At 64.2% G+C, this 21,013-nt stretch carries 21 protein-coding genes; 3 read left to right on the forward strand and 18 right to left on the reverse strand.

All coding sequences use genetic code 11. The features are described 5' to 3' along the window. Positions 1-105: 105 nt before the first annotated feature. Both HPY44_11405 and HPY44_11410 read right to left on the reverse strand, forming a co-directional pair. The gene (locus HPY44_11405; GenBank protein ID NSW56615.1) at positions 106-555 is read right to left on the reverse strand and encodes a hypothetical protein; all 450 of its coding nucleotides are present in this window, start codon (positions 553-555) and stop codon (positions 106-108) included. 201 nt (positions 556-756) lie between these two features. Beyond that, the gene (locus HPY44_11410; GenBank protein ID NSW56616.1) at positions 757-903 is read right to left on the reverse strand and encodes a hypothetical protein; all 147 of its coding nucleotides are present in this window, start codon (positions 901-903) and stop codon (positions 757-759) included. 405 nt (positions 904-1,308) lie between these two features. On the opposite strand from HPY44_11410, the gene HPY44_11415 reads away from it, so the two are divergent. Continuing rightward, positions 1,309-2,472: a carbohydrate-binding protein gene (locus tag HPY44_11415; protein NSW56617.1), complete on the forward strand. Its 1,164-nt coding sequence runs from the start codon at positions 1,309-1,311 to the stop codon at positions 2,470-2,472. A 36-nt stretch (positions 2,473-2,508) separates the two neighbouring features. On the opposite strand, the gene HPY44_11420 is transcribed toward HPY44_11415, so the two are convergent. After that, positions 2,509-5,688, reverse strand: a complete 3,180-nt coding sequence (locus HPY44_11420) for a DUF2330 domain-containing protein (GenBank protein ID NSW56618.1) — start codon at positions 5,686-5,688, stop codon at positions 2,509-2,511. A gap of 299 nt (positions 5,689-5,987) precedes the next feature. On the opposite strand from HPY44_11420, the gene HPY44_11425 reads away from it, so the two are divergent. Together HPY44_11425 and HPY44_11430 are read left to right on the forward strand one after the other, a co-directional pair. Next, the gene (locus HPY44_11425) at positions 5,988-6,485 is read left to right on the forward strand and encodes a hypothetical protein (GenBank protein ID NSW56619.1); all 498 of its coding nucleotides are present in this window, start codon (positions 5,988-5,990) and stop codon (positions 6,483-6,485) included. Between the two features lie 123 nt (positions 6,486-6,608). Further along, positions 6,609-7,115: a hypothetical protein gene (locus HPY44_11430; protein NSW56620.1), complete on the forward strand. Its 507-nt coding sequence runs from the start codon at positions 6,609-6,611 to the stop codon at positions 7,113-7,115. A 185-nt stretch (positions 7,116-7,300) separates the two neighbouring features. Here the strand turns inward: HPY44_11430 and HPY44_11435 are convergent, their stop codons facing one another. The 15 genes from HPY44_11435 to HPY44_11505 all read right to left on the reverse strand — a co-directional run bounded on the left by HPY44_11435 (position 7,301) and on the right by HPY44_11505 (position 21,010). Next, entirely contained in the window at positions 7,301-7,855 is a 555-nt protein-coding gene (locus HPY44_11435) for a haloacid dehalogenase (GenBank protein ID NSW56621.1), read from the reverse strand. Positions 7,856-7,951: 96 nt separating this feature from the next. Then, the gene (locus HPY44_11440) at positions 7,952-8,500 is read right to left on the reverse strand and encodes a 2-oxoacid:acceptor oxidoreductase family protein (GenBank protein ID NSW56622.1); all 549 of its coding nucleotides are present in this window, start codon (positions 8,498-8,500) and stop codon (positions 7,952-7,954) included. 4 nt (positions 8,501-8,504) lie between these two features. Next, complete coding sequence (locus HPY44_11445) at positions 8,505-9,290, reverse strand: 2-oxoglutarate oxidoreductase (GenBank protein NSW56623.1); 786 nt, start codon at positions 9,288-9,290, stop codon at positions 8,505-8,507. 69 nt (positions 9,291-9,359) lie between these two features. Continuing rightward, positions 9,360-10,403, reverse strand: a complete 1,044-nt coding sequence (vorB, locus tag HPY44_11450; GenBank protein NSW56624.1) for a 3-methyl-2-oxobutanoate dehydrogenase subunit VorB — start codon at positions 10,401-10,403, stop codon at positions 9,360-9,362. 14 nt (positions 10,404-10,417) lie between these two features. Then, positions 10,418-10,648 (reverse strand): ferredoxin family protein, encoded by a 231-nt coding sequence (locus HPY44_11455; protein NSW56625.1) that lies wholly within the window; start codon positions 10,646-10,648, stop codon positions 10,418-10,420. A gap of 29 nt (positions 10,649-10,677) precedes the next feature. Next, a complete protein-coding gene (recN, locus tag HPY44_11460; protein NSW56626.1) occupies positions 10,678-12,435 on the reverse strand; it encodes a DNA repair protein RecN in 1,758 nt (585 codons plus the stop codon). Between the two features lie 30 nt (positions 12,436-12,465). Continuing rightward, entirely contained in the window at positions 12,466-13,353 is an 888-nt protein-coding gene (locus HPY44_11465; protein NSW56627.1) for an NAD(+)/NADH kinase, read from the reverse strand. Positions 13,354-13,388: 35 nt separating this feature from the next. Continuing rightward, the gene (locus HPY44_11470; GenBank protein NSW56628.1) at positions 13,389-14,852 is read right to left on the reverse strand and encodes a tetratricopeptide repeat protein; all 1,464 of its coding nucleotides are present in this window, start codon (positions 14,850-14,852) and stop codon (positions 13,389-13,391) included. Positions 14,853-14,857: 5 nt separating this feature from the next. Then, complete coding sequence (locus HPY44_11475) at positions 14,858-16,792, reverse strand: 1-deoxy-D-xylulose-5-phosphate synthase (GenBank protein NSW56629.1); 1,935 nt, start codon at positions 16,790-16,792, stop codon at positions 14,858-14,860. Positions 16,793-16,835: 43 nt separating this feature from the next. Further along, on the reverse strand, positions 16,836-17,078 hold the full coding sequence (gene xseB / locus HPY44_11480) for an exodeoxyribonuclease VII small subunit (protein NSW56630.1): 243 nt from the start codon (positions 17,076-17,078) through the stop codon (positions 16,836-16,838). A gap of 197 nt (positions 17,079-17,275) precedes the next feature. Continuing rightward, on the reverse strand, positions 17,276-18,526 hold the full coding sequence (gene xseA, locus HPY44_11485) for an exodeoxyribonuclease VII large subunit (protein ID NSW56631.1): 1,251 nt from the start codon (positions 18,524-18,526) through the stop codon (positions 17,276-17,278). Continuing rightward, entirely contained in the window at positions 18,516-18,710 is a 195-nt protein-coding gene (locus HPY44_11490) for a hypothetical protein (protein ID NSW56632.1), read from the reverse strand. Before HPY44_11490 ends, xseA begins: the two co-directional genes overlap by 11 nt. Positions 18,711-18,735: 25 nt before the next feature. Further along, positions 18,736-19,266 (reverse strand): transcription antitermination factor NusB, encoded by a 531-nt coding sequence (gene nusB / locus HPY44_11495; GenBank protein ID NSW56633.1) that lies wholly within the window; start codon positions 19,264-19,266, stop codon positions 18,736-18,738. Between the two features lie 8 nt (positions 19,267-19,274). Next, on the reverse strand, positions 19,275-20,621 hold the full coding sequence (gene accC, locus HPY44_11500; GenBank protein NSW56634.1) for an acetyl-CoA carboxylase biotin carboxylase subunit: 1,347 nt from the start codon (positions 20,619-20,621) through the stop codon (positions 19,275-19,277). 41 nt (positions 20,622-20,662) lie between these two features. After that, positions 20,663-21,010, reverse strand: coding sequence for a hypothetical protein (locus tag HPY44_11505; protein NSW56635.1), 348 nt, complete (start codon positions 21,008-21,010; stop codon positions 20,663-20,665). Positions 21,011-21,013 lie beyond the last annotated feature (3 nt).

Here is a 21,013-nt window from a genome sequence, read left to right on the forward strand (position 1 = left end):
GTGGCTGTGGCTAAGGCTTCTTTCAGACCCCGCCTCGCGGCGACGCCCTTGCCTTCGCTTAACGGTTACGGTCTCCGATACCGTAGAGGACTTCCACCTCCGAGATCATGAACATGCCCGGCATACGAACACACCGCCGCGCACGGCGGCTTCGCGGTACAGCAGGACTTCCAGGCCCGGAAACGCAAACGGAACGATGACCTGGGGCGAGTCCGGCGGTAGATCGGGCTCGGGGAGAACAGTCAGTAGCCCAGTGCGGTCGGGAAGGACTTGGAGGACTCGGTCGAACTCAATGCCCTCGCGCTCATTACCGTAACGCAGGTACAAAGAGCGGTCGTCGCCCACGAGGCTCCACACTTCCCGCCCTCGGAACAGCAGTGGCCTATTACCCGTGTCGGGAAGGTTCCCGATCCGAACTTCGATATCGAGGTCCGGAGACTGTCCGTCCACGAGGAACCGGCTGTCCGGCTCGGGGCAGTGCAGCCTGACATGGGGTTGCACGGTCCAGGCCCGCGCGCTCATCCCGGCGATGCGGATCTGTAACTCATGCACCATGGGCCGGACTGCCTCCGGGGGAATGATTCCCGCAACACTTCACGACCAATGAAAACCGGTGCCACCTGAACGGGCAGCACCGGGGTTATTACACGACAGGAGATGCGCACGAGCATACCCGCGCACATCTCGACCACCTACGTCTCAACGGAAGCGGGAACTGTACCTAACCCGAAACCGAGAGACTACAGGATGGTTGCCTTAGGAGCCCGCGGCAAACTCCTGGATACCGCCAGGCTGGCAGCTCGGGAGCTGGACCGGCCCTACCATCTTGCACGCGGCCACGACTGCGTCTTCCGGGCGGATCGCGAAGCGCGACACGGTCGGCTTGACGTAAGTCTTCTTCATAAGTGCCATCCCTCTCGTTTCATCGGGAACAAAGTCCAGCCAAGTACATACCCGTCACCACGCATAACATTAGCATATACGCCTTCTCCATGCAAGAGACATTTGGTATCCAGGAGATAAAGGTTCACTAAAGATGTGCCGATAATATGCAGAGCGCTCGCGGATTGGGTCATAGCAGGCACACTGTCGCCTCTATCTTACGGAAGAATCCACGAATCACCCGAGGTAGATTTGATGCCTCGAGTGCCACGGACGCAACACCTGCACCTTCGTTACTTCGACCTAGCCCTTTGGCGCCCCCGATCCACCCGACTATTTGTCGCAACCAAAAGAAGGTCTTTCGGGGCCGTGAGAGAAATGAGCACGCAGCGGTTGCCGTCTCACGCTGACATGGGAGTGATCTCAGTGCGCGTCACAATGCTTTGCGCCGCCATCGCCCTCAGTCTGGCAATCTCGGCGGATGTGACCACACAGCCTGCCGCGGCCTCGGCTGCACACGACCTGCTTCGCGCCACCGCGCCTGGAGCTTTCTCAGTCCGCTATCTGCCGGACCGCGCCCTCATCTCAACCAGCGCATCCGAACCCTTCCGGCTCAGCATCCACCTGCCGCGGCCGCCTCTGTGGGCCTATCTGAACGGTAAGCCCTTTGCTGTTGATGCAGTAACCTGGGACGAAACCGGCAGGATGGCGACGGTTGCTCTCGAGGCTGGGACCCACTCAGCGGAGATCGGCTGGGCGGGCACGGGAGAGCGACCTGCGCCGGGGCAGACGATCCCCCTGCTCGTCGGCGGCACCCGCATTGCCCAGCTTCCTGTGAGCTTCACCTTCGACAGGTTGGAAGCTCAGGGGACGGTGAAGCTACCTCTCGGCGTGGCTCGGGTGTGGCTCGATGGCTGCCCGCAAGACGAGGCGCCTCCGGCTGTGGTCAGGTTGGGCAACGACTCAGTCTCCGAATGGCGACGTGTGCGCGACCGCTGGCAGGGACGCGGCCACGTGATTACGTCCGGAGAGAGCCTTGTCTCCTTGGTCTATTCCGGCAACGGACTCCTGACCAGTCCCATCGTAGCCGTCGAAATCGAGCCTCTATCCATCGCTGCAGACCCCGTGAAGGTCGACGCTATGCCGGACACGGGCATCCTGATTGAGGCCGAAGACTTCGTTGCGCAGGGCAATGGCGACGTGAAGATATCCGAGGGGGAGCACGTGGATCAACACGGTGGCAAGAGCATCTACACCTTCACCGGCGACGGCCACTGGCTCGAATGGGAATTCACCGTGCCGCAGGATGGCAAGTATGACTTGTTCGCAAGAGTGGCCACGGGTGAAGCCATGTCCTTCCGCGAAATCACCGTGGACGGGGAGTTCCCGGCACCGGGATATCGGCTGGTGAGATTTCCGGGCACGGGCGGCTGGGCGCACTCGCCAGGCGAGTGGTGGGCGATGCACGTCGCGGGGGCCAGCGACGCTCTGCCCGCGCTGGATCTCAAGGCGGGGACTCACAGACTGAGGGTTACGGGCGTCTTCCAGTACCACCTGAACGTGGACTATTTCGTCCTGCGACGTCGGTAATTTCCAGGGCCTCCCACGGCGCAGGGGGGGCGCGGCTTATTCCCCGAACATCGCGATGCCCTGGGGAGGCGTGCCATCCTCGCCCAGGAGCACGATCTCGCCGCTGGCCGGCTCATCCTGCCAAAGGTGCAGAAACAGGTAGCCGGTGGCATCGTGCTGGCCGATGACGAGGCCGTGCCGCCACTTTACCCCCGGCGGGGCGACCGGCGAGAGATCGGCCGCGGAGCGCCCTCGCATGTCGTGAATGAGCAGCCGCTCAGCGGTCTTGCGCTCCTTGCTGCTGTGGCTGTTGATCAGGAGAGTGGCCGTTCGTTCCCCGGACAAACAATGGAAATCCATCACTCTCCCGCCGCCTGTCTCCAGGGTCCGAACGCTTCCCCGGCGCAGAGGGATCATCCTCAGCTTATTCGTTGTATCCAACGCGAAGACAGAGCGGATGTTGGCGGCAAGGACAGTGTCACGGAACCTGAGTTCGGGCGTCAGCGTGTCCGTCTGTCCATCGGGCCAGATCTGAACCAGCCTGCAGTTGGACGCCGCGCCGACACCGGTGTTGCCGGCGGTGCGCACAAGTGCGAACAGTGGCATTCCTGATGGATGCCAGGCGACGCGCGCCACATCCTCGGCCAGCGGGCCAAGCCACTCGCCTCTGTCGCCCAGCGACCAAAGCTGCCTCACTGGCTTACCCGATGGCCCGGGGCGCTCCAGAATACAGGCGACCCGCACCCCATCGGGCGCGGCCTCGAGTTGGGTCACTCGCCCGCGCACGGGTGGGCCCATTACGCCGATATGGTGTCCCGCGCTGGTGACTTCGAACACCGCTGTGCTGTCCGAGACTCCTCTGGCGGTAGAGATCCCTTCGCTGCCCCTGCGTACGGCGCAAGCGAGCACCATGTTGGTGCTGCCCGGAATCGATGACAGGCGGGGCGAAGTGATGCCCGGTACATCGTGCACCGCGACAACCGCGCCTTTGAGCAGCCTGACCGCGACTGCCCGTGCCACTGGGGTGCCGTCGGCCTCGGCGTCCATCCGGAACAGTGCATCGCCCTCGCCCCAGATCATCGACGCAATCGGCCCCAGGGCCTCTCGTACGCCGGCGGCACGTGGCAGCTCCCAGTGACGCCGAAGCACCGGCTCGGAAGCGGCCCCGCGCGTGGGCGCGCTCACGTGGACGCGGAAGGCGCTACTTTCCACGAAGTCGGGGCGCAACGGGCTATAGAGCCAATCTGCTGTGTTGGAGTCCAGGGGATCGGCAGGGATTCGGGCCAGGAAGCGGCGCGAAGCACCGCGTGTCGTATTGGACTCCACCGTGTTCCCTGCCTCGTCAATGCCCGATTTCGGCGCAGTTGACCTGGTCAGCGCCTCAAGCGATTTGGGAAAACATCCGTAGGAAGACGCGAAATCGACGATTGCCTCCCGCAGCAGGGACAGCTCCTCATCCAATGCGGTTTTCAAAGACCCTGCGCGTTCCTCCACCTGGGCCTGAGACTGCGTGGAAACCCCGACTCGTGGCGTCAGGAGGGTCCAGACCAGCGCAATTACCAGGAACTCAGCGCACACCACCTGCCCCCGCAGAGAACCTGCAAGCCCCAGCTGAAGCAGGGCGCCCGCGAGGGCGGCGAGCGCGGTAATGGCAAGGAGCGCTGTGCTCTGAGCGATGGCCAGGGACTCGGTGGACCCCAGACGGGAGGCTTCACGCATGGCCGGGGAGGGTGCGAAGACCACTGTCACCGCCAGCGCTGCCCAGACCACGCTCGCAGTCAGGGCGAACAACCACCTGCCTCGGGCCTGACCGCGGCGGTTGCGGACCACGAAGATGATGCAGGCCAGGGACCAGGCGAGAAGCAGCGCTCCCCACCAGCATGTGGATAGCAGCGGCAACTGCCCGGACACGAACAGCCGCACCGGCCGCAGCGAATCCAGACTTCCCCCCAGCGCGTGAAAAACAGCAGGCAGGAGCAACACCGCACCGCAGTACACCAGCAGCCGCCCCACATAGCCCACCGCGGACGGCTCATTCCCGTGTTTTTCGCGCGCTGATGATTGGTCGGCGGTCAGCCCAGCGCCCCATAGCAGCAGCCCCGCCGCCAGCAGGATGAGCAGCGGGATGAGCGACCTTGCTCGCGCTGCTCCCGGCCGCTGTCGGCTCTGCGTGGCAGCCAGGTCGCGCGTGCGCGCCACGTGCACCCGAAAAGCCGCGCCCTTCGGGTCTGCTACGAAACTCAAATCCGCAAGCCTCGCCGGCGGCAGCAATCCGAAAAACCGCGTGGCCCACAGTTTGGCCCAGCGCGGGTCACGCACCCCCATCCAGCGCCGGGTCTCGTAGTGCAAATCCGAGTACTCGCAGGCGCCCCGCACCACTGCTTCCCGAGCGAGCTTGCCCTGCGCTTCGCGCGCACGGTAGTCCTCATAGCTCTCGCCCGGCTCCAGAGTCACTTGCCGGGTCAGGTCCGCCGCCGCCCATGATGCCACGACCACCGGCGTGGTCCCGAGCACCACGATCTCCAGCGCCGTCACCTGTGGCGCACCCAGGCGCGACAGTGCCAGGGGGTAGATTGGCCCCCTGGTGGCGAAGCGAATGCCCAGGGGGCGCAGACGCGCTGACACCCGCTTCTCGCTGTCCGCTTGCGGGTAAACCTTTACCACGACGAACCGCCAGTCACGGTCCAGGTAGCGCTTGATTGCCGTCTCGAAGCCCGGCGGGACCTGGTACCCTGCCCACCCAAGCCACTCTGCCAGGCGTTCGCAGTTCCGGCGATTCGGCCGGTCGATGCGGTAGTCACCCGTAGCCAGCCAGTCACTGGCGCGCGCCGCCGAATAGTAAGGGACGCCTGTGATCGCATCCGCCCCGTCGTCCCGGACATCCCCGGAACTTCCCGAATCCATGATCTCCGTGGAAACAAGCGGCGCGGTGTGCTCGAATACCGCGTCAATGAACTCCTGGGAAGCCAGGAATACGTCGTCGGGGCCCGGGCGTTCCGGCACAGGGATGATCCAACAGAATTCCTTCAGGGGGCCGTGGTAGGACGGCTGCAATAAGAGGACCTGCGAATCGGCGTCGGGGCGGTAGATGATAGCACGGTGCACCGGCAGACGTGGCACCACCGGCTTTGTTTCACCCCAGGCAGACTCGGAGGGCACCAGCAGGCCCGACGCCCGGGCGGGCACCACGCTCATCATGGGAATCGTGATCAGGACAACTGCACTGCGCAGCCTCATCTTGCGATGCTACCGGCCCCTTTGTGAGAGCATGCACCCGCAGGCTGCGGACCGCAATGCCGGAGAACCTCGCGCCGTGGAATCAGGGAGGGTATATTCTCAGCGTTAGACCCTTCTGCGGCCGGTTGGTTTCCGCCGCAGCATTCCGGTGAACGCGCGGCCCCGCCGTAAGATTTCCCTTGGCGCCCTGAACAAAGCTCCGGCCCACGCGTCTATGAGCGTGAAAACTACTATTGACAGTAGTAAGTCAGACGACTATAATCCATACAAGTATGAGGAGGGTGAGAGGTGTAAGACCCATGAGCCTTATAGCAAAGGGGTTCCTGACGTGCACCTTGACAACCGTGGCAATCGCTTTCAGCAGCATCGCCGCGAATGCCCAGACTCTCTGGTACCGCGGGTATTTCGATGGCGAAGTCACGCTCCGCGATGGTCCGGGTGCGGGAGCTTACTACCGGCCATCTCGCCCCACCACCTACCCGCTTTACGAAGCAGAACGCTTTTCGGACTACCTTCCGTGCAGCACTTGTGGGGCCTACCACCGATCAGGGTATTACTCGCCCGCCACCGGTAAGGTCTGCGAGGGAAACGGCACTCACCTGGACCCGGATATCGTTTACAGGCGCGCTCCAGACCTGCTACCCGGTCAGTACTACTACGAGAAACAGAACCACTACAACTTCCGCACACCGATCACTGCCGGATGGCCTTACGTGAAGTATGAGCAGCGTTCCGAACAGAGCGGGCCATACAGCATGGGAAGGCTGTCCGAGCGATACAGGGGATCACGCAGATAGCCCAACCGCTGTTGAGTCGAATCCCGGGGCCGTGCAGGCGGCCCCAAAAAAAGGGGCGCAATTACTACGACATGTAGTATCGGCGGCAACAGCCGCCAGAATAATGGAAAGGAGCTGGACAAGATGACCGCTGCTGCCACACACAGTCGTTTCGTATTGCCCGTCGTGGCTGCTCTGCTCCTATTCACCACGGCGGCGCCGAGGGCACACGCGGGGGACCTCGGCAAGATCCTGGGAGCGCTCGCGGTGGGGTATGTCACGTACGAGGTCCTTGACGGTCTCGATGACATCAGAGACAACACGCGGGGAGGATACTGCAGCCCGCCACCAGCGGCTTGTCGTCCCGCCCCGCCCCCTGTCCACGACAATTACAACCCGCCGTCCCCTTATTACCACGGTGGCGAGAGCCGCTACTGGTACAACGAGGGCTACCGGGACGGTTTCAAGGACGGCGAGCAGTACGGATACAGAGAAGGCCACGTGGATGGGTATCGGCAGGGCGAACGCAACGGCTATAGCAGAGGCGTCAAGACCGGATACCGCTACGGGTACGGCGACGGGTACGACGATGGTCATCACGACGGGTTCATTGAGGGGGTGCGCGTTCCTCGTGGACGTGGTCGCTGGTAGCCGGCACCAGATTGGGTGACCCGCGGGTCACCGTGACGGGGCCGGACACTGATCCGGCCACAACAATCTAATACGCATCTGCCCTCCTGCAGAGCGTGTGCCGCCGCAGCCGGCGCAAGCCGGCAAGCGAAAACCCCCATAGGCCCATGGCCGCGGGGGTTTTCGCGTGTCTTCACTTTCGAGCATCAGCCGCCGAGCTTGTCTTCCAGTTCCGCCAATCGCTCCTCCAGCCGTTTCTGCCGCAGAGCATTGGTCACATCACCCCTGGTCCTCTCCACAAACCCGCGAGCCGCATCGGACCGCCCGCGCAGCCCCAGGGAGATAGCGTTCGGATAGTCGAAGCCCATGATGAGATGGTAGATGTCATCCATGGCGGACAGGAACTGCTCGGCCCGCTCGATATTGTCCTCGCGGATCGAATCCAGCACATGCCTGCGGAACTCCCCTGCCGCTTCAGCCAGCCCATTTAGCCACGCCGCATCGTCCACGCCCAGTTCCTCAGGCCCCGGCAGTGGCTCATTCTGTATTGCCGCGATGGTGATCGCAGCCTCAGCGTACTCCTTCTGCGCATCCGTCACGAACCCGCCGTAGCGCAATTCGATGCAGCCATCCAGCGCCGCCACCATCTGCCGACACAACTCCGCCGCTTCCGCCAGACGCTCGTGGGCGCCCTCGATTTCCTTCCGGTGCACCCGCTTGATAGCTTCCGAGGACACCCGCACAACCTGTCGAGAGATCACATACGCTTTCTCCCGGCCCTCATCCAGCGTGTCGAAATGCTCGCGGATCCTCTCAGCGATCTGGTCGATGTTGTCGAGTATGTCAGACCCTCCCTGCTATCCTGCCTTTTGTTGGGCCGCTTTGGCACCAGCCCTCAATGCCGCGGCGTTCATGGGAATCAGCTTGTGGTGGCGCTCGGGCAGCACCCTCGCCAGCGCGTCCACCGCATTCTCGATGAGTTGCGGCATCACAAGTTGCATCCAGGCCCCCGCCAGCACAAGGTTCACCACGCGCTCCGAACCCGTCTCACGGGCGATCGCGTTCGCATCGACTTCGACCACCCGAAGGTCATCCCGGCCTATCGGAGCCCTGCCCATCCCCACATTCAGCACCGCAATGCCGCCGGGCTCGATTTTCGGCGCGTACTGCTCGACGCACACCGGCGCCATGAGAATCGCGGCCTGCGGCCTGCCGACCACCGGACTGCCCACGCGACCATCAGCGACCACCAGCGTGCATTCCACCGAGCCCCCGCGGACTTCGGGCGAGTAACTGGGGAACCACGAGGTCTCCAGACCCGCTTCAATCGCGGCCTGGGCCAGCAGTTGCCCGGCCATCAGCACACCCTGGCCGCCGAGACCACTCATCAGCACATTGTGTCTCATCGTTTCACTCAGTCCTGGTTGCGCCGCTGTCCGCCGAAGGCTTCTCAGCGTACGGGTCGCGGAAAACCTTCAAAGGGTACCGCGCGATCACTTCGGTCCGCACGTGCTCCAGCGCTTCTATGGGCGACATGTGCCAGCAGTGCGGGCAGGTGCTCAGGATTTCAACCAGCGAGAAGCCCAACCCGTCCAGTTGCGCCTGAAATGCTTTTCTCACAGCCTTCTGCGCGCGCATCACGTGCTTCGGGTCGATGGCCGTCTCGCGCGACAGGTACGCCACGCCGTCAATTTGGTCCAGGATACGACAGACATCCAGCGGGAACCCGGCTTCGGCCACTGTGCGTCCGGCCGGGGTCGTCGTAGTCTTCTGGCCCAACAGTGTGGTTGGCGCCATCTGGCCGCGGGTCATCCCGAATACGCCGTTGTTGATGAAGATCACCGTGATGTTCTCAGCCCGGGTGGCCGCCTGAAGCACCTCGCCGAGCCCGATGGCTGCCAGGTCACCGTCCCCCTGGTAGGTGAAGACCACGGCGTCCGGCCGTACACGCTTGATCCCCGTGGCCACCGCGGGTGCGCGCCCGTGAGCCGCCTGCACACTGTCCGTGTTGAAGTATTCGTAGGCATACACGGAGCAGCCCACCGAAGCCACCGCCACCGTGCGGTCGCGCACCCCCAGTTGATCAATGGTCTCAGCCACCAGCCGATGCGCGATACCGTGGGTACATCCGGGGCAGTATCGCAGAGGGGTATCCGTGAGTGCCTCGGGGCACTCGTAGATCGGTTCTCCTCGCAGTTCTCGGTCTGTGTCGATTGTTGCCACGGTCACGCCGCCTTCCCACAGGCTTGCTTGCTACGCCCCCGCTCAACGGCCAAGGATCTCCACTACGTGGTCTAGCACGTCTTCCGGAGTGCAGACCACACCCCCGGTCCGTCCATAGTGGCTTACCGGGCAGAGGCCCTGGACGGAAAGCCGGATGTCTTCGATGAATTGCCCCAGCGACAGCTCCACCACCAGGCAGTGTTTCGCGCGCCCGGCGAGAGACCGGATCGCCTGATCCGGGAAAGGCACCAGCGAGATGGGACGAAACAGCTTCGCCGCGATACCGCGCTCCAGACACCAGTCCACCACGGTCTCGCATACCCGGGCCATGATGCCGTAAGCGCACAGGACAATCTCCGGCTCCGGCGCCCCATACTCTTCCCATCGGGTCAATTCCGCTTTCGCGCGGGCCAGCCGGTCCGCCATGCGCAGGTTCATCTGCTCCATGACTTCCAGATTGGTCCACAACGAGTTGACGATATGCCTGTCCCGGCCCTCAAGCCCGCCGCCGACCGTCCAGCCAAGTTGCCGCGCCAAGGGCGCATCCCCCACGGGCCGCAACAGACACGGCTCTCGCATCTGGCCGAGATACGCGTCTCCCAGCACCGTCACCGGCAACCGGAAACGCTCCGACAGCTCGAATGACTCGGCGGTAATGTCGTGGAGTTCCTGGACGCTATACGGCGCCAGCACCAGCGTGCTGCCGTCCCCGTGCCCGGCTCCGCGAGTCGTGATCCAGTAGTCGGACTGGGCCGCGCCGATATTCCCCAGGCCCGGGCCACCCCGGGCGATGTCCACCACTACTCCGGTGATCTCAGCCCCAAGCATGTAGGACAGGCCCTCCTGCATCAGCGAGATTCCCGGCGAGGAGGACGAGGTCATGACCCTCGCGCCTGCCGCCGCCGCGCCGTAGACCATATTGATCGCGGCGACTTCGCTTTCGGCCTGGAGGTAGATGCCGCCCACCTGGGGCATGCGCCACGACATGTACTCCGGAATCTGACTCTGGGGCGTAATCGGGTAGCCGAAGAACGCTCGACAACCGCCGGCGATAGCGCCCTCCGCCACCGCCTCATTGCCCTCCATCAGGACGCGTTCACTCACGGGGTCTTCGCCTCTTCCGGGGAGACTCGGTACAGGGCAATCGCCACGGCGGGACACATAAGCACGCACAGCTTGCAGCCGGTGCAGGCGTCCTCCGTCGTGGGCTGCACTGGGTACACGCCCCGCTCATTGATCTGTTCCGAAAGCGCCAGGTTGTGCCTGGGGCAGACTTCCACGCACAGACCGCACCCCATGCAGCGCTTGCCGTCGATGACTACCTTGACCATGGATGCACCTGCGAACCGCGCCGCGCAAATCATCCGGCGCGCTGGTTTGCCCCCAGTCTCTCGCGTAAGCTTTTCGCATCTTCCAACATCTTCTCGGCATGCCCGCGAGCGGCCTCGTCCGTCTCCGCTCCTCCGAGCATCCGGGCAAGCTCAGCAACTCTCTCGGCTTCGTCCAGCACCTCCGCGCTCACCACCGTGCGCCCGGATCGCACCGCCTTGCTCACGTGAATATGGGTATCCGCCAAGCGCGCGATCTGCGGCAGGTGGGTCACGCACAATACCTGTGCCGCTGCCGACAGGCTCACCAGCCTCTCACCCACCGCGTGTGCCACCCTGCCTCCGATACCCGCGTCCACCTCGTCGAATACAATCGTCGGGATCTCCGCGCCCCGGGTGCAAATGGTCTTGAGCACCAACATCAAGCGGGAGAGTTCGCCACCGGAAGCCACCTTGCTCAGGGGCCGCAGTGCCTCGCCCGCATTCGCACTGAACAGGAACCGCACGTTGTCAATGCCTCGCGAGGTCGCCCGATAACGCCTGCCGTCAGCACTCAGCACCCCATCCGGGTGCTCCTCCCGCGACAGCTCCAACTCCAGCCGTGGCGCGTCCATCCCAAGGCCTTTGAGGTCCCGGGTGACCGTCTTGGCCAGTTGCCCGGACAGCTTGGCCCTGCTCGCCGAAAGCTGGTCCGCAAGCACACCAGCTTGCCGCCTGGCTTCTTCCGCCTCGGCTCGCAGTTGTTCCTCCCGGCTTTCCAGGTTCTCAAGACCGTCCAGTTTCGCACGCGCCTCTTCAAGGAACGCCAGGACGTCGGCGATGCTATCCCCGTACTTGCGCTTCAGCGTGGACAGTTCGGCCAGCCGCGTTTCGATCTTCTCCAGCCTGTCCGGATCCGCGTCGAGGCCGTCCAGCATCTGTCGCAGCGACCGGGCGGTCTCCTGCAATGACACCGCCGCATTTGCGAGCTCCGCCGCCAGTGGCTCCAGCTCCGGATCGAACCGCGCCACGGTGCGCACATGATGCTCCGCAGCCTGGGTCGCGGCCAGTGCCGCCGGAACCCCATCCGCGTCCCCGTCCAGCAGGTCTCTCGCCGTCGTAAGCGCTTCCCGCAGCTTCTCGGCGTGCTGCAAACGGGCCTTCTCCGCCGAAAGGGCTTCGTCCTCTCCCGCTTCTACTCGCGCCTCCTCAATCTCGCGCACCTGGAATCGCAGCATGTCCTGGCGCTGCGCCCGTTCTCTCTCGTCCATACGCAATTGCCGCAGCGCCTCGAGGGCGGTGTGGTAGCGTCCAAAAGCCTCGGCATACCGCGCCCGCAACTCGAGGTGCTCGGCACCGCCAAAAGCATCCAGAAACGCCAGGTGGTTCTCTTCGTGGAAGAGCGTCTGGTGCTCGTGCTGGCCGTGAATGTCCACAAGGTGCCGACCGATATCCTGCAGTACCGACAGCGTCGATGGTCGGCGGTTGATGCGGTACGAACTGCGCCCACTGGCGATCTCCCGGCTGAGGATCACCAGCGTCTCGTCACCATCTCGCAGCCCAGCCTCATCCAGATCCTGCAAGGCACGGGGGCAGTCAGCAGCATCGAAGACCGCCTCCACCCTCGCGGTCTTCTCGCCGCTGCGTATTGCGTCCGATCCAACGCGCTCGCCGAGTACCGCATTGAGCGCGTCGATGATAATCGACTTACCCGCTCCGGTCTCCCCCGTGAGCACCGTGAATCCAGCCCCCGGGCGGAGCGTCAGCGACTCAATGAGCGCGAGGTTCTCGATGGTCAGTTCGTGTAGCATCCCGTGCCGTCACGCACCGTTGGCGAGGGCTTACCGTTCTGCATCCCAGTGGAGTTTCGTGCGCAGTCGCTCGAAGAAGCTGCCGGCTGCCACGCGCACCAATCGCGCGGCGAATGGAGCCCGATAAACGCGAACCAGGTCCCCCGGCTGCAGATCAACGACGTCCTGACCATCCAGCGTCACACTCACATCGGCCGCCGGCTTTCCCCGCCGCCATGCAGTGACTTCAATCACCGCCGTTGGCTCCACCACAACGGGCCGCGTATAGAGAGTGTGCGAGCAGATCGGGGCAATCAGGAGTGACTCCACCGCAGGCGACACGATCGGCCCGCCCGCCGATAGGCTGTAGGCAGTCGAACCGGTGGGAGTGCTGATGATCAGACCGTCCGCCGGGTAAGTCGCCATGTGTTCTCCGTTCACCCGGGTGAACAGATGGACCAGGTGCCCCACCGTGCTGCTGGCGATGACCGCCTCATTGAGCCCGTAGTACTCCCCCACCACTTCTCCCGCGCGCAACACGGTGGCCGCGACCATCAGCCGGTTCTCGGTGGCGAAGTCGCCCGCGATGATGCGGTCCAGGTTGTCAAGCAGCGTCGAAAACGTCTCGGCGGCGAGGAAACCGAAGCTCCCAAGGTCGATACCCAGCAGGGGGGTGCCGCGAGGCCCGGCCTCGCGCGCCACAGCCAGGAGAGTGCCATCGCCGCCCAAGGAAATGACCAGGTCTGCCGCGGCCAATTCCGAGAAGCGCACCAGCCGGCACTGAACTCCCGCGCACTCACTGAGGTCCGCGGCGTCGGGGCCCAGCAGTATCTGGCAGCCTGCCTCGCCAAGTGCCCGGCACAGCTTGAGCGCGCACGTGTGGACCTCGGCCTTATGGTGCGCGGTCGCGATGCCGATCGTCCGCAAGGGCTTGCTCACGGCGCCAACCGTCTCCCTGTCGGGCGGCGTCTCCATCAGCCCCCGACCGCAGGGCCCATGTTCAAGCGGTCCAGGTTCTTGCGCGCCGGCTCGAAGTTCGGGTCCGCGGCCAGCGCCTTCTCGTACTGCGCGCGAGCCAGATCTCGCTGTCCCTTGCGCTCCAACGTTACACCGAGGTTATTGATCGCGTACAGGTTATCCGGCTGTGCCTGGATAGCCGCTGCAAAGTGCACCCCGGCGGCGGCCAGATTGTTGCGCCGCAGGTAGATCAGCCCCACATTGTTGTGGGCATGCCCGTCCCCCGGCGCCAGTTCCAGTGCGTACAGATACTCGCGCAGCGCCTCGTCATAGAGCTCCAACTTGAGATACAAGGCAGCCAATGCGCGGTGCGCCGCGGCGTCGTCCGGAAATCGGGCCACTACCTGCTCCCACTGGGCGAGAGCAGCCGTCTCATCTCCCGCAGCCGCGTGGCAGCGTGCAAGGTTCACCTGCACGTCTTTGTTGCCCGGGTCAAGCATCTGCGCCGCGCTGAGAGCCGCTACTGCTCCTGCCCAGTCCTGCGCCTTCATCTTCAACAGGCCGATCTGCTCCTGCGCCGCCGCGGACGACGGATCGACATTCAGCGCTTTCTCGTAACTGGCGATGGCCTCTTCATCCCGGCCCAACTGAGCCAGGGTCTGCCCGAGATTGTAGTACGCCACGAAGCTGTCCGGAGCCAGTCCGGCAGCCACGGAAAACCACTCCGCCGCTTCCTGATATTTGCCATCCATGTAGTACGCCGCGCCGAGCTGCAGGTGCGCCGGCACATTCTGCGGATCCAGCTTGATGACCCCGGTGTAGATCTCGATGGCCTTTGCATGGTTGCCCAGGTTCGCATACAGCGTACCCAGGGTGAGCAGCAGCGGCAGGTTGTCCGCAGCCACGGTGCGCGCAAGCTCGTACTGCACGATGGCCTTCCGCGTGTCCCCCGCAAGCTCAAGCGCCCGCCCATAGCCCACTAACGCTCCGAAATCCAGGGGCCGGATCTCCAGAGCCTTCTCATACTCCGCGAAAGCCCGGTCGTTCTGTCCAAGCCGGCTCAGAGCGGTCGCCAGGTTGTAATGCCCCTCGAAGCCGCCGGGGTCGAGCTCCACAGCTTTCTCGAACTCGGCCACCGCAAGGTCGGCGCGATTACTGCGCAACTGCGCGGTGCCCAGGTTGTTGCGACTCACGGCGCTGTTCGGGTCCGCGGTGAGGGACGCCGTCAGGTATTTGATCGCATCCGGCAGTTCACCGAGCGCCAGGGCCACGGTGCCGCGCCATTGCAGGGCCACGGCGCTCTCCGGCATGCGCTCCAGGAGGGCATCCAGTTCGGTCTTTGCCTGCTCGTACGCGCCATCGCGATACAACGCATCCACCCGCTCCAGCACGCTCTGCGCGTCCTCCTGCGCCACCGCAGGCGCTATCACCACCACCGGCAGCACCAGGCAGAGAAACATCTTGCAGATCTGGGCGCTCATCGGCATCACAATCCTATCGGGGCTTGCGGGTCATCAGGCGCAGCATCCGGCCGAGCGCCTGCCCCGCAGACTTCGAGACACGCCCGCTCAATACCTTTCGCGTCAATCCCGCACTGGCCACGCAAGTCGTCGGTCTGACCGTGGGGCACGAAGCCGTCGGGAAGACCCAACCTCCGAACCGCCGCAGTATGCACCCCGGCGTCTGCGAGACACTCGCACACCGCTGCGCCGAACCCGCCGATGAGGCAGCCCTCCTCCACAGTCACCAGCTTGCCCACCTCGGCGGCCAGCCGGTATACGAGTTCCTGGTCAAGCGGCTTCACGAACCGCATGTTCACAACGGTCGCCTCAATGCCCCGCGCCGCCAGCGCTCTCGCCGCCTCCATCGCCGCTGACACCTGAGGCCCCAGGGCCAGGATCGCCACATCCTTGCCTTCGCGCAGCACCTTCGCCTTACCCAGTTCCAGCGCGGTCGGAGGGCGATCGTACCCGCAGCCCTCGCCGCAACCCCGGGGATAGCGGATGCTAGCGGGCCCGTCCAGTTGCAGCGCGGTGAGCAGCATGTCACGCAGTTCGGACTCGTCGGCGGGAACCATCTCCACCATTCCCGGCGCGTGGCGCATGTAGGCAATGTCGAAGGCACCGTGATGCGTGGGCCCGTCATCGCCCACGATCCCCGCGCGGTCCATGCAGAACACCACCGGTAGCTTCTGCAGGGCCACGTCGTGCAGGATCTGGTCATACGAACGCTGCAAGAAGGAGGAGTAGATCGCCACTACGGGCCGCATCCCCGCCGCCGCAAGACCGGCCGCGAAGGTCACCGCATGCTCCTCGGCCATGCCCACGTCCAGGCAACGGTCCGGAAACCGCTGGCGGAAGCACTGCAGCCCGGTCCCGTCGATCATCGCCGCCGAAATGGCCACGATCCGGTCGTCCTGCTCCGCCAGTTCGGACAGGGTCTCGCCGAAAACGTCGCTGTACGTCGCAGGGCCCTCGCGCGGCGCGCACTTACCGTTTTCGATGTTGAAAGGTCGGGTGCCGTGGAACCTGCTGGGATCCTCTTCAGCCGGTGGATAGCCCCGCCCTTTTTTCGTGTGCACATGCACCAGCACCGGCCCGCTGAGCTTGAAGGCCTGCTCGAACACCGCCAGAAGCTGGCTCATGTCATGCCCGTCAATCGGACCGAGATACGTGAACCCGAACTCCTCGAAGAGCATCCCAGGGACCACGAGCTGCTTCAGGCCATCGCGGAACCGGTCCATCGCTTCGAGCATCGCATCGCCCAGCGGCAGGCGCTCCAGCATGCGCGACACATCACGCCGCGCCTGCCGAATTGCGGGCTCCACAATCCCCGCGCGGATGCGGGCCAGGTATGCCGACATCCCGCCCACATTGCGGCTGATGCTCATCTCGTTATCGTTGAGCACCACTACGAGGTTGGTCCGCCGGGCACCCGCCTGGTTCAGGGCTTCCAGCGCAAGGCCGCCCGTCAGCGCGCCGTCGCCGATGACCGCGACGATCTTCTCATCCCCGCCGCGCAGGTCCCGCGCTTCCGCGAAACCCAGAGCCGCGGAGATCGAAGTACTGCCATGGCCAGTTCCGAAGGCGTCGTGCGGGCTTTCGTCGCGGCGCGGAAAACCCGACAGGCCGCCGGGCTGTCGAACCGTGTGAAATTGCTCGCGCCGGCCTGTGATCAGCTTGTGGGTATAGCACTGGTGCCCCACGTCCCAGATCAGCCGGTCACGGGGGGAATCCAGACAGCGGTGAAGGGCGATGGTGAGTTCCACTGCACCCAGGCTGGGCGCCAGGTGGCCCCCGGTGGCCGCAGTGGTCTCGATGATCCGCTGGCGACATTCAGCCGCAAGCTCCACCAGTTCCGACCGGCTGAGCCGCTTCAGGTCGCGCGGTGAATCGATCTGGTCCAGATACTTGGTTGCCATGCTCTCAGTCCGGTGTCGCGTACGTGCCCCGACCGCTCGGGGTCTACTGGAAGGGATCGTCTTCGTCGGCCTGAAGGTCGATCTGGGGCTCCATCTCGGCGCAGTACTGCTCGACGACCGCTTCCGCCTCGGTGAGCAGCCGGACGCACAGGTCCTTCAGCGCCATGCCCTCCTGGAACAGCCGCATCGACTCGTCCAGCGGCAGATCGCCCCCGTCCAACCGGGCCACAATTTCTTCCAGCCGGGCAAGGGCCTGCTCGAAGCTCATCTCTGCGCTCTCAGCCATCTCTGCATCTCCCGGCACTGGTCAGTCTGCTCTCTTGCCCACTGCTCGTACGAGCTCCGCGCACTGGACGTGGATGAGACCCCGTACTTGATCCCCGATGCTGCCGCAATGTTGCCCTTGCGACGTCTCCACCGCCAAAGGCATCACGCCGCCGTCCACCCAACGAGGTCAGGTCTCGCACCTGCGAAAAGCTGATTTCACTCTGCCGCCGGCCGGTGCCCCTTGACGGTGCCCAGCAGGTCTCCGTCCCCTACCATGACCTCGATATCTTGCCCCACTGGCGCATCTGCCAGCCGCCGCACCAGACTCCCGTCCGGGAGCGTGCAGATCGCGTACCCGCGCTGCACCACCGCCGTCGGGTTCATAGCCGCCAATGCTACCGACACCCGTTCCAGTCGGTGAGCCAGACGCTCCAACCGAGCCCGCTGCGCGCTCTCAATCCCCCGGATCGCCTCGTCCAATCGCTGCTCGCGCTGCTCCAGCAGCGCCCGCGGCCTCTGGAGCAATGGGTGCCCCGCCAGCGCCCGGAAACGCCCTTGCTTGCGCTCCAACTGCGCCCCAAGCGCCGCCCGTAGCCGCTGCGCCACAACTCCCAGGCTGGCCAGCAACTCGCGTGAGTCGGGCGTCACCATCTCCGCCGCCATAGACGGCGTCGCGGCACGGGCATCCGCCACGTAGTCGGCCAGCGTGAAATCTGTCTCGTGGCCCACCGCGCTGACCACCGGCTTGTGGCAGGCGAAAATCGCGCGCACCACAGGCTCCAGGTTGAATGCCCACAAGTCTTCAGTGGACCCGCCGCCGCGACCGACGATGATCACGTCTACATCGTCCATACCATCCGCAATCTGCAGAGAACGAACAATGCTGGCGCAGGCCTCGTCCCCCTGGACGATGGTGGGAATCACCACGATCCGCGCCGGTGGATAGCGCCGCGCCAGAATGCTCGTGATGTCCCGCACGGCAGCTCCCGTGGGCGATGTACAGACTGCCACCGCCTTCGGAAACCGCGGCAGTTCGCGCTTGCGCGACGGGTCGAACAGGCCTTCGGCTTCGAGTTGCGCCCGCAGAATTTCCAGCGCCGCGGCAAGCTCCCCCACACCGTCGGGCCGCATGAACCGGACGACCAGCTGGTACTTGCCGCCCCTCTCATAGACGCTGATACTGCCGCCCACCACCACACGGTCGCCGTCTTTCGGGTCGAACCGCAGGCCGGACGCGGCTCCGCGGAAACAAACGCACCCCAGTTGGCTCGACTCATCTTTCAGCGAAAAGTACAGGTGCCCCGCCGTCGACCGGGTAAAGTTCGAAATCTCGCCGCGCACAATCACATTCTGCAGGAACTCGTCACGGTCCAGCAGATGCTTCAGGTAAGCGGTGATCTCGCGAACTGACAGGATCCCGTCGCTTCCAGGCCTTGTCGGCTCGAGAGGCAATCCATCAGGACCCACGTTGCCGTCGCTCCAGTTGCTCGACGCGATCTTCGAGTTCCCTGACCCGCCGCAAGAGCTCTCCGGGACTGGTCTCGAAAGGCTCGCGCCCGCGCAGGCCGGCCATGGTGGTCAACATCAGCCAGGCGATAAGCGCCAGGCAGACGACGGTCCCTGCGATGACCATCAGCACTTGCAGGTTCATACGTCTCGCCTCCGCAAGGCACTCATCACTGAGCGTCGGCGATCAGCTTCTCGCGCCGCGCATATGCTCCGAGAATACCGTTCACGAATTTCCCCGACTCGGGCGTCCCGTAGGTCTTGGCCAGCTCCACGGCCTCGTTGATCGCCGCGCTGGTGGGCACGTCGGGCAGGTGTCGCAGTTCCGCGAGGGCCATGCGCAGGATGTTCCGATCAATCCCCGGCATGCGGTCGATGGCCCAGTCATGGGACAACTCATTGATGATCTGGTCGATGACTTTCGCGTCCCGGAAATAGGCTTCGAAAAGTCTGCGCCCGAAGTCTTCGATCTCAACCCGCAGCTTCTGGCGTTCCTCCAGCGCCATCTGCCACTGCTCGAAGAACATGTCCAGCGTCTCATCAGCGCCGATGATGGCCCCGCCGGCATTCAGACCACCCACATCGGCCATGAACAGCAGACCCAGGGCGAACTCCCGTCCCTTGCGGCGTGCTCCCCCTTTGCTCGCAATGTCCCCTTGCGGCGTCTTCGGCTCACTCCTGCGGCGTCCCCGATCCGGCATGAAACCCCTCAGTTTCCCTGTGTCATCTTCTCGATGAAGCTGGTATCTGTCTCGCCCCTCTGGAAGCTCTCGACAGCGAGGGCGCGCAGATGGAACGGAATGGTGGTCTTGACGCCCTCGATCTGCATGCCGCGCAGGGCCGCCTGCATGCGGGCAATCGCCCGCGGGCGGTCCTCCGCCCAGCAGATGACCTTCGCGATCATCGGGTCATAGTACGGCGGGATAGTAGAGCCCCCGCCCACGCCACTGTCCACGCGGATGCCGGGTCCAACCGGCATGGACCAGCGCTCGATCTTCCCCGGTGATGGTCGGAAGCCGTCGTCTCCGTCAGCCGCGAGGATACGGCACTCAATGGCATGACCGTTGAACCAGATGCTGCCCTGCTCACAACTGAGTTTCTCGCCGCTGGCCACGCGTAGCTGCTCGCGCGCAATGTCCACGCCGGTGAGCATCTCGGTGACAGGGTGTTCCACCTGAATCCGGGTGTTCATCTCCAGGAAGTAGAACTTGCCCTTCTTGTCCATGAGAAATTCTACAGTGCCCGCGCCCACATAGCCAACGGTGCGGGCCGCTTTCACCGCGGCTTCTCCCAGCTTGCGTCGCGTGGCGCTGTTTACGGCCGGTGACGGTGCTTCCTCGATGAGTTTCTGCTTGCGGTGCTGGACCGAGCAGTCGCGTTCACCCAGATGCACCACGTTGCCGTGAGTGTCCGCCAGAACCTGAACCTCGATGTGCCGTGGGTGGATCAGGCACTTTTCTATGTACACTTCGCCGCTGCCGAAAGCCGCTCGCGCCTCAGACCGCGCCTGCTCCAGCTGGGTCGCCAGATCAGCCGGATCATGGACCTCACGGATACCCCGTCCACCGCCACCCAGCGCGGCCTTGATCATCACCGGGTAACCCAGCTGTTCGGCAATCTCCCGCGCATCTCTGACGTTGCCCACGGGCTCCTGCGTCCCCGGAATCACCGGCACCCCCGCGGCCTGCATGGCCCGCCGCGCTTCGCTCTTGTTGCCCATCCGCGCGATCACGTGAGACGGTGGGCCAATGAACACGATCCCGCTGGCCTCGCAGATCTCCGCGAAACTCGTGACTTCCGACAGGAAGCCGTAGCCGGGGTGGATAGCCTGCGCGCCGGTGATCTTGGCCGCGCTGATGATATTGGCGAAGTTGAGGTAGCTCTCGCGGGGTGGAGGCGGTCCGATGCAGACCGCCTCGTCGGCGAGACGGGTGTGCAGGGAATCCTTGTCCGCCTCGGAGTAGACCGCGACCGTAGCGATCTTCAACTCCCGACAGGCCTGGAAGATACGACAGGCAATTTCGCCACGGTTTGCGACCAATACTTTGTCAAACATGCACGTCTCCTGCCAGGGGGCGCATTCTCTCGGGGTAGAGTTCAGTAGGTCTCGTGCCCGGGAGTTGTGCAGCGAACGCTCCCGGTTAAAGGGTCATACGTATACGGTTTGCCGCTGACTGGGCACCTGCTCATGCTGTTGTTCGGGTCCAGCGCGGCGGGATACTGTCCGTCCTCGGCCACCTTCATCTGGATCGTCATGCGAAGCTGGTTCAGGTTGTTGGCGCATTCCACGCCCCGGGCTTTGTCCGTCGCGGCCTTTGGCATGGACTTGCCGTCCTCACCACCGACAGACCGCCGGAAAAGCCCGAGATAGGCACCGGCCAGAAGCACGATGATGACCACGACGACAATGACCTCGATGAACAACGAGCCCCGCCGGTCACTCATCGC

The sequence above is a fragment of the Armatimonadota bacterium genome (assembly GCA_013314775.1).
In the GTDB taxonomy this organism is placed as follows: domain Bacteria; phylum Armatimonadota; class Zipacnadia; order Zipacnadales; family JABUFB01; genus JABUFB01.

Excerpts from the sequence above, each read along its gene's own strand:
- HPY44_11405 (NSW56615.1), bottom strand. The coding sequence starts at position 555 with ATGGTGCATGAGTTACAGATCCGCATCGCCGGGATGAGCGCGCGGGCC.
- HPY44_11410 (NSW56616.1), bottom strand. The coding sequence starts at position 903 with ATGAAGAAGACTTACGTCAAGCCGACCGTGTCGCGCTTCGCGATCCGC.
- HPY44_11420 (NSW56618.1), bottom strand. The coding sequence starts at position 5,688 with ATGAGGCTGCGCAGTGCAGTTGTCCTGATCACGATTCCCATGATGAGC.
- HPY44_11425 (NSW56619.1), top strand. The coding sequence starts at position 5,988 with ATGAGCCTTATAGCAAAGGGGTTCCTGACGTGCACCTTGACAACCGTG.
- HPY44_11430 (NSW56620.1), top strand. The coding sequence starts at position 6,609 with ATGACCGCTGCTGCCACACACAGTCGTTTCGTATTGCCCGTCGTGGCT.
- HPY44_11440 (NSW56622.1), bottom strand. The coding sequence starts at position 8,500 with ATGAGACACAATGTGCTGATGAGTGGTCTCGGCGGCCAGGGTGTGCTG.
- vorB (NSW56624.1), bottom strand. The coding sequence starts at position 10,403 with ATGGAGGGCAATGAGGCGGTGGCGGAGGGCGCTATCGCCGGCGGTTGT.
- HPY44_11455 (NSW56625.1), bottom strand. The coding sequence starts at position 10,648 with ATGGTCAAGGTAGTCATCGACGGCAAGCGCTGCATGGGGTGCGGTCTG.
- recN (NSW56626.1), bottom strand. The coding sequence starts at position 12,435 with ATGCTACACGAACTGACCATCGAGAACCTCGCGCTCATTGAGTCGCTG.
- HPY44_11470 (NSW56628.1), bottom strand. The coding sequence starts at position 14,852 with ATGAGCGCCCAGATCTGCAAGATGTTTCTCTGCCTGGTGCTGCCGGTG.
- HPY44_11475 (NSW56629.1), bottom strand. The coding sequence starts at position 16,792 with ATGGCAACCAAGTATCTGGACCAGATCGATTCACCGCGCGACCTGAAG.
- xseB (NSW56630.1), bottom strand. The coding sequence starts at position 17,078 with ATGGCTGAGAGCGCAGAGATGAGCTTCGAGCAGGCCCTTGCCCGGCTG.
- HPY44_11490 (NSW56632.1), bottom strand. The coding sequence starts at position 18,710 with ATGAACCTGCAAGTGCTGATGGTCATCGCAGGGACCGTCGTCTGCCTG.
- nusB (NSW56633.1), bottom strand. The coding sequence starts at position 19,266 with ATGCCGGATCGGGGACGCCGCAGGAGTGAGCCGAAGACGCCGCAAGGG.
- accC (NSW56634.1), bottom strand. The coding sequence starts at position 20,621 with ATGTTTGACAAAGTATTGGTCGCAAACCGTGGCGAAATTGCCTGTCGT.
- HPY44_11505 (NSW56635.1), bottom strand. The coding sequence starts at position 21,010 with ATGAGTGACCGGCGGGGCTCGTTGTTCATCGAGGTCATTGTCGTCGTG.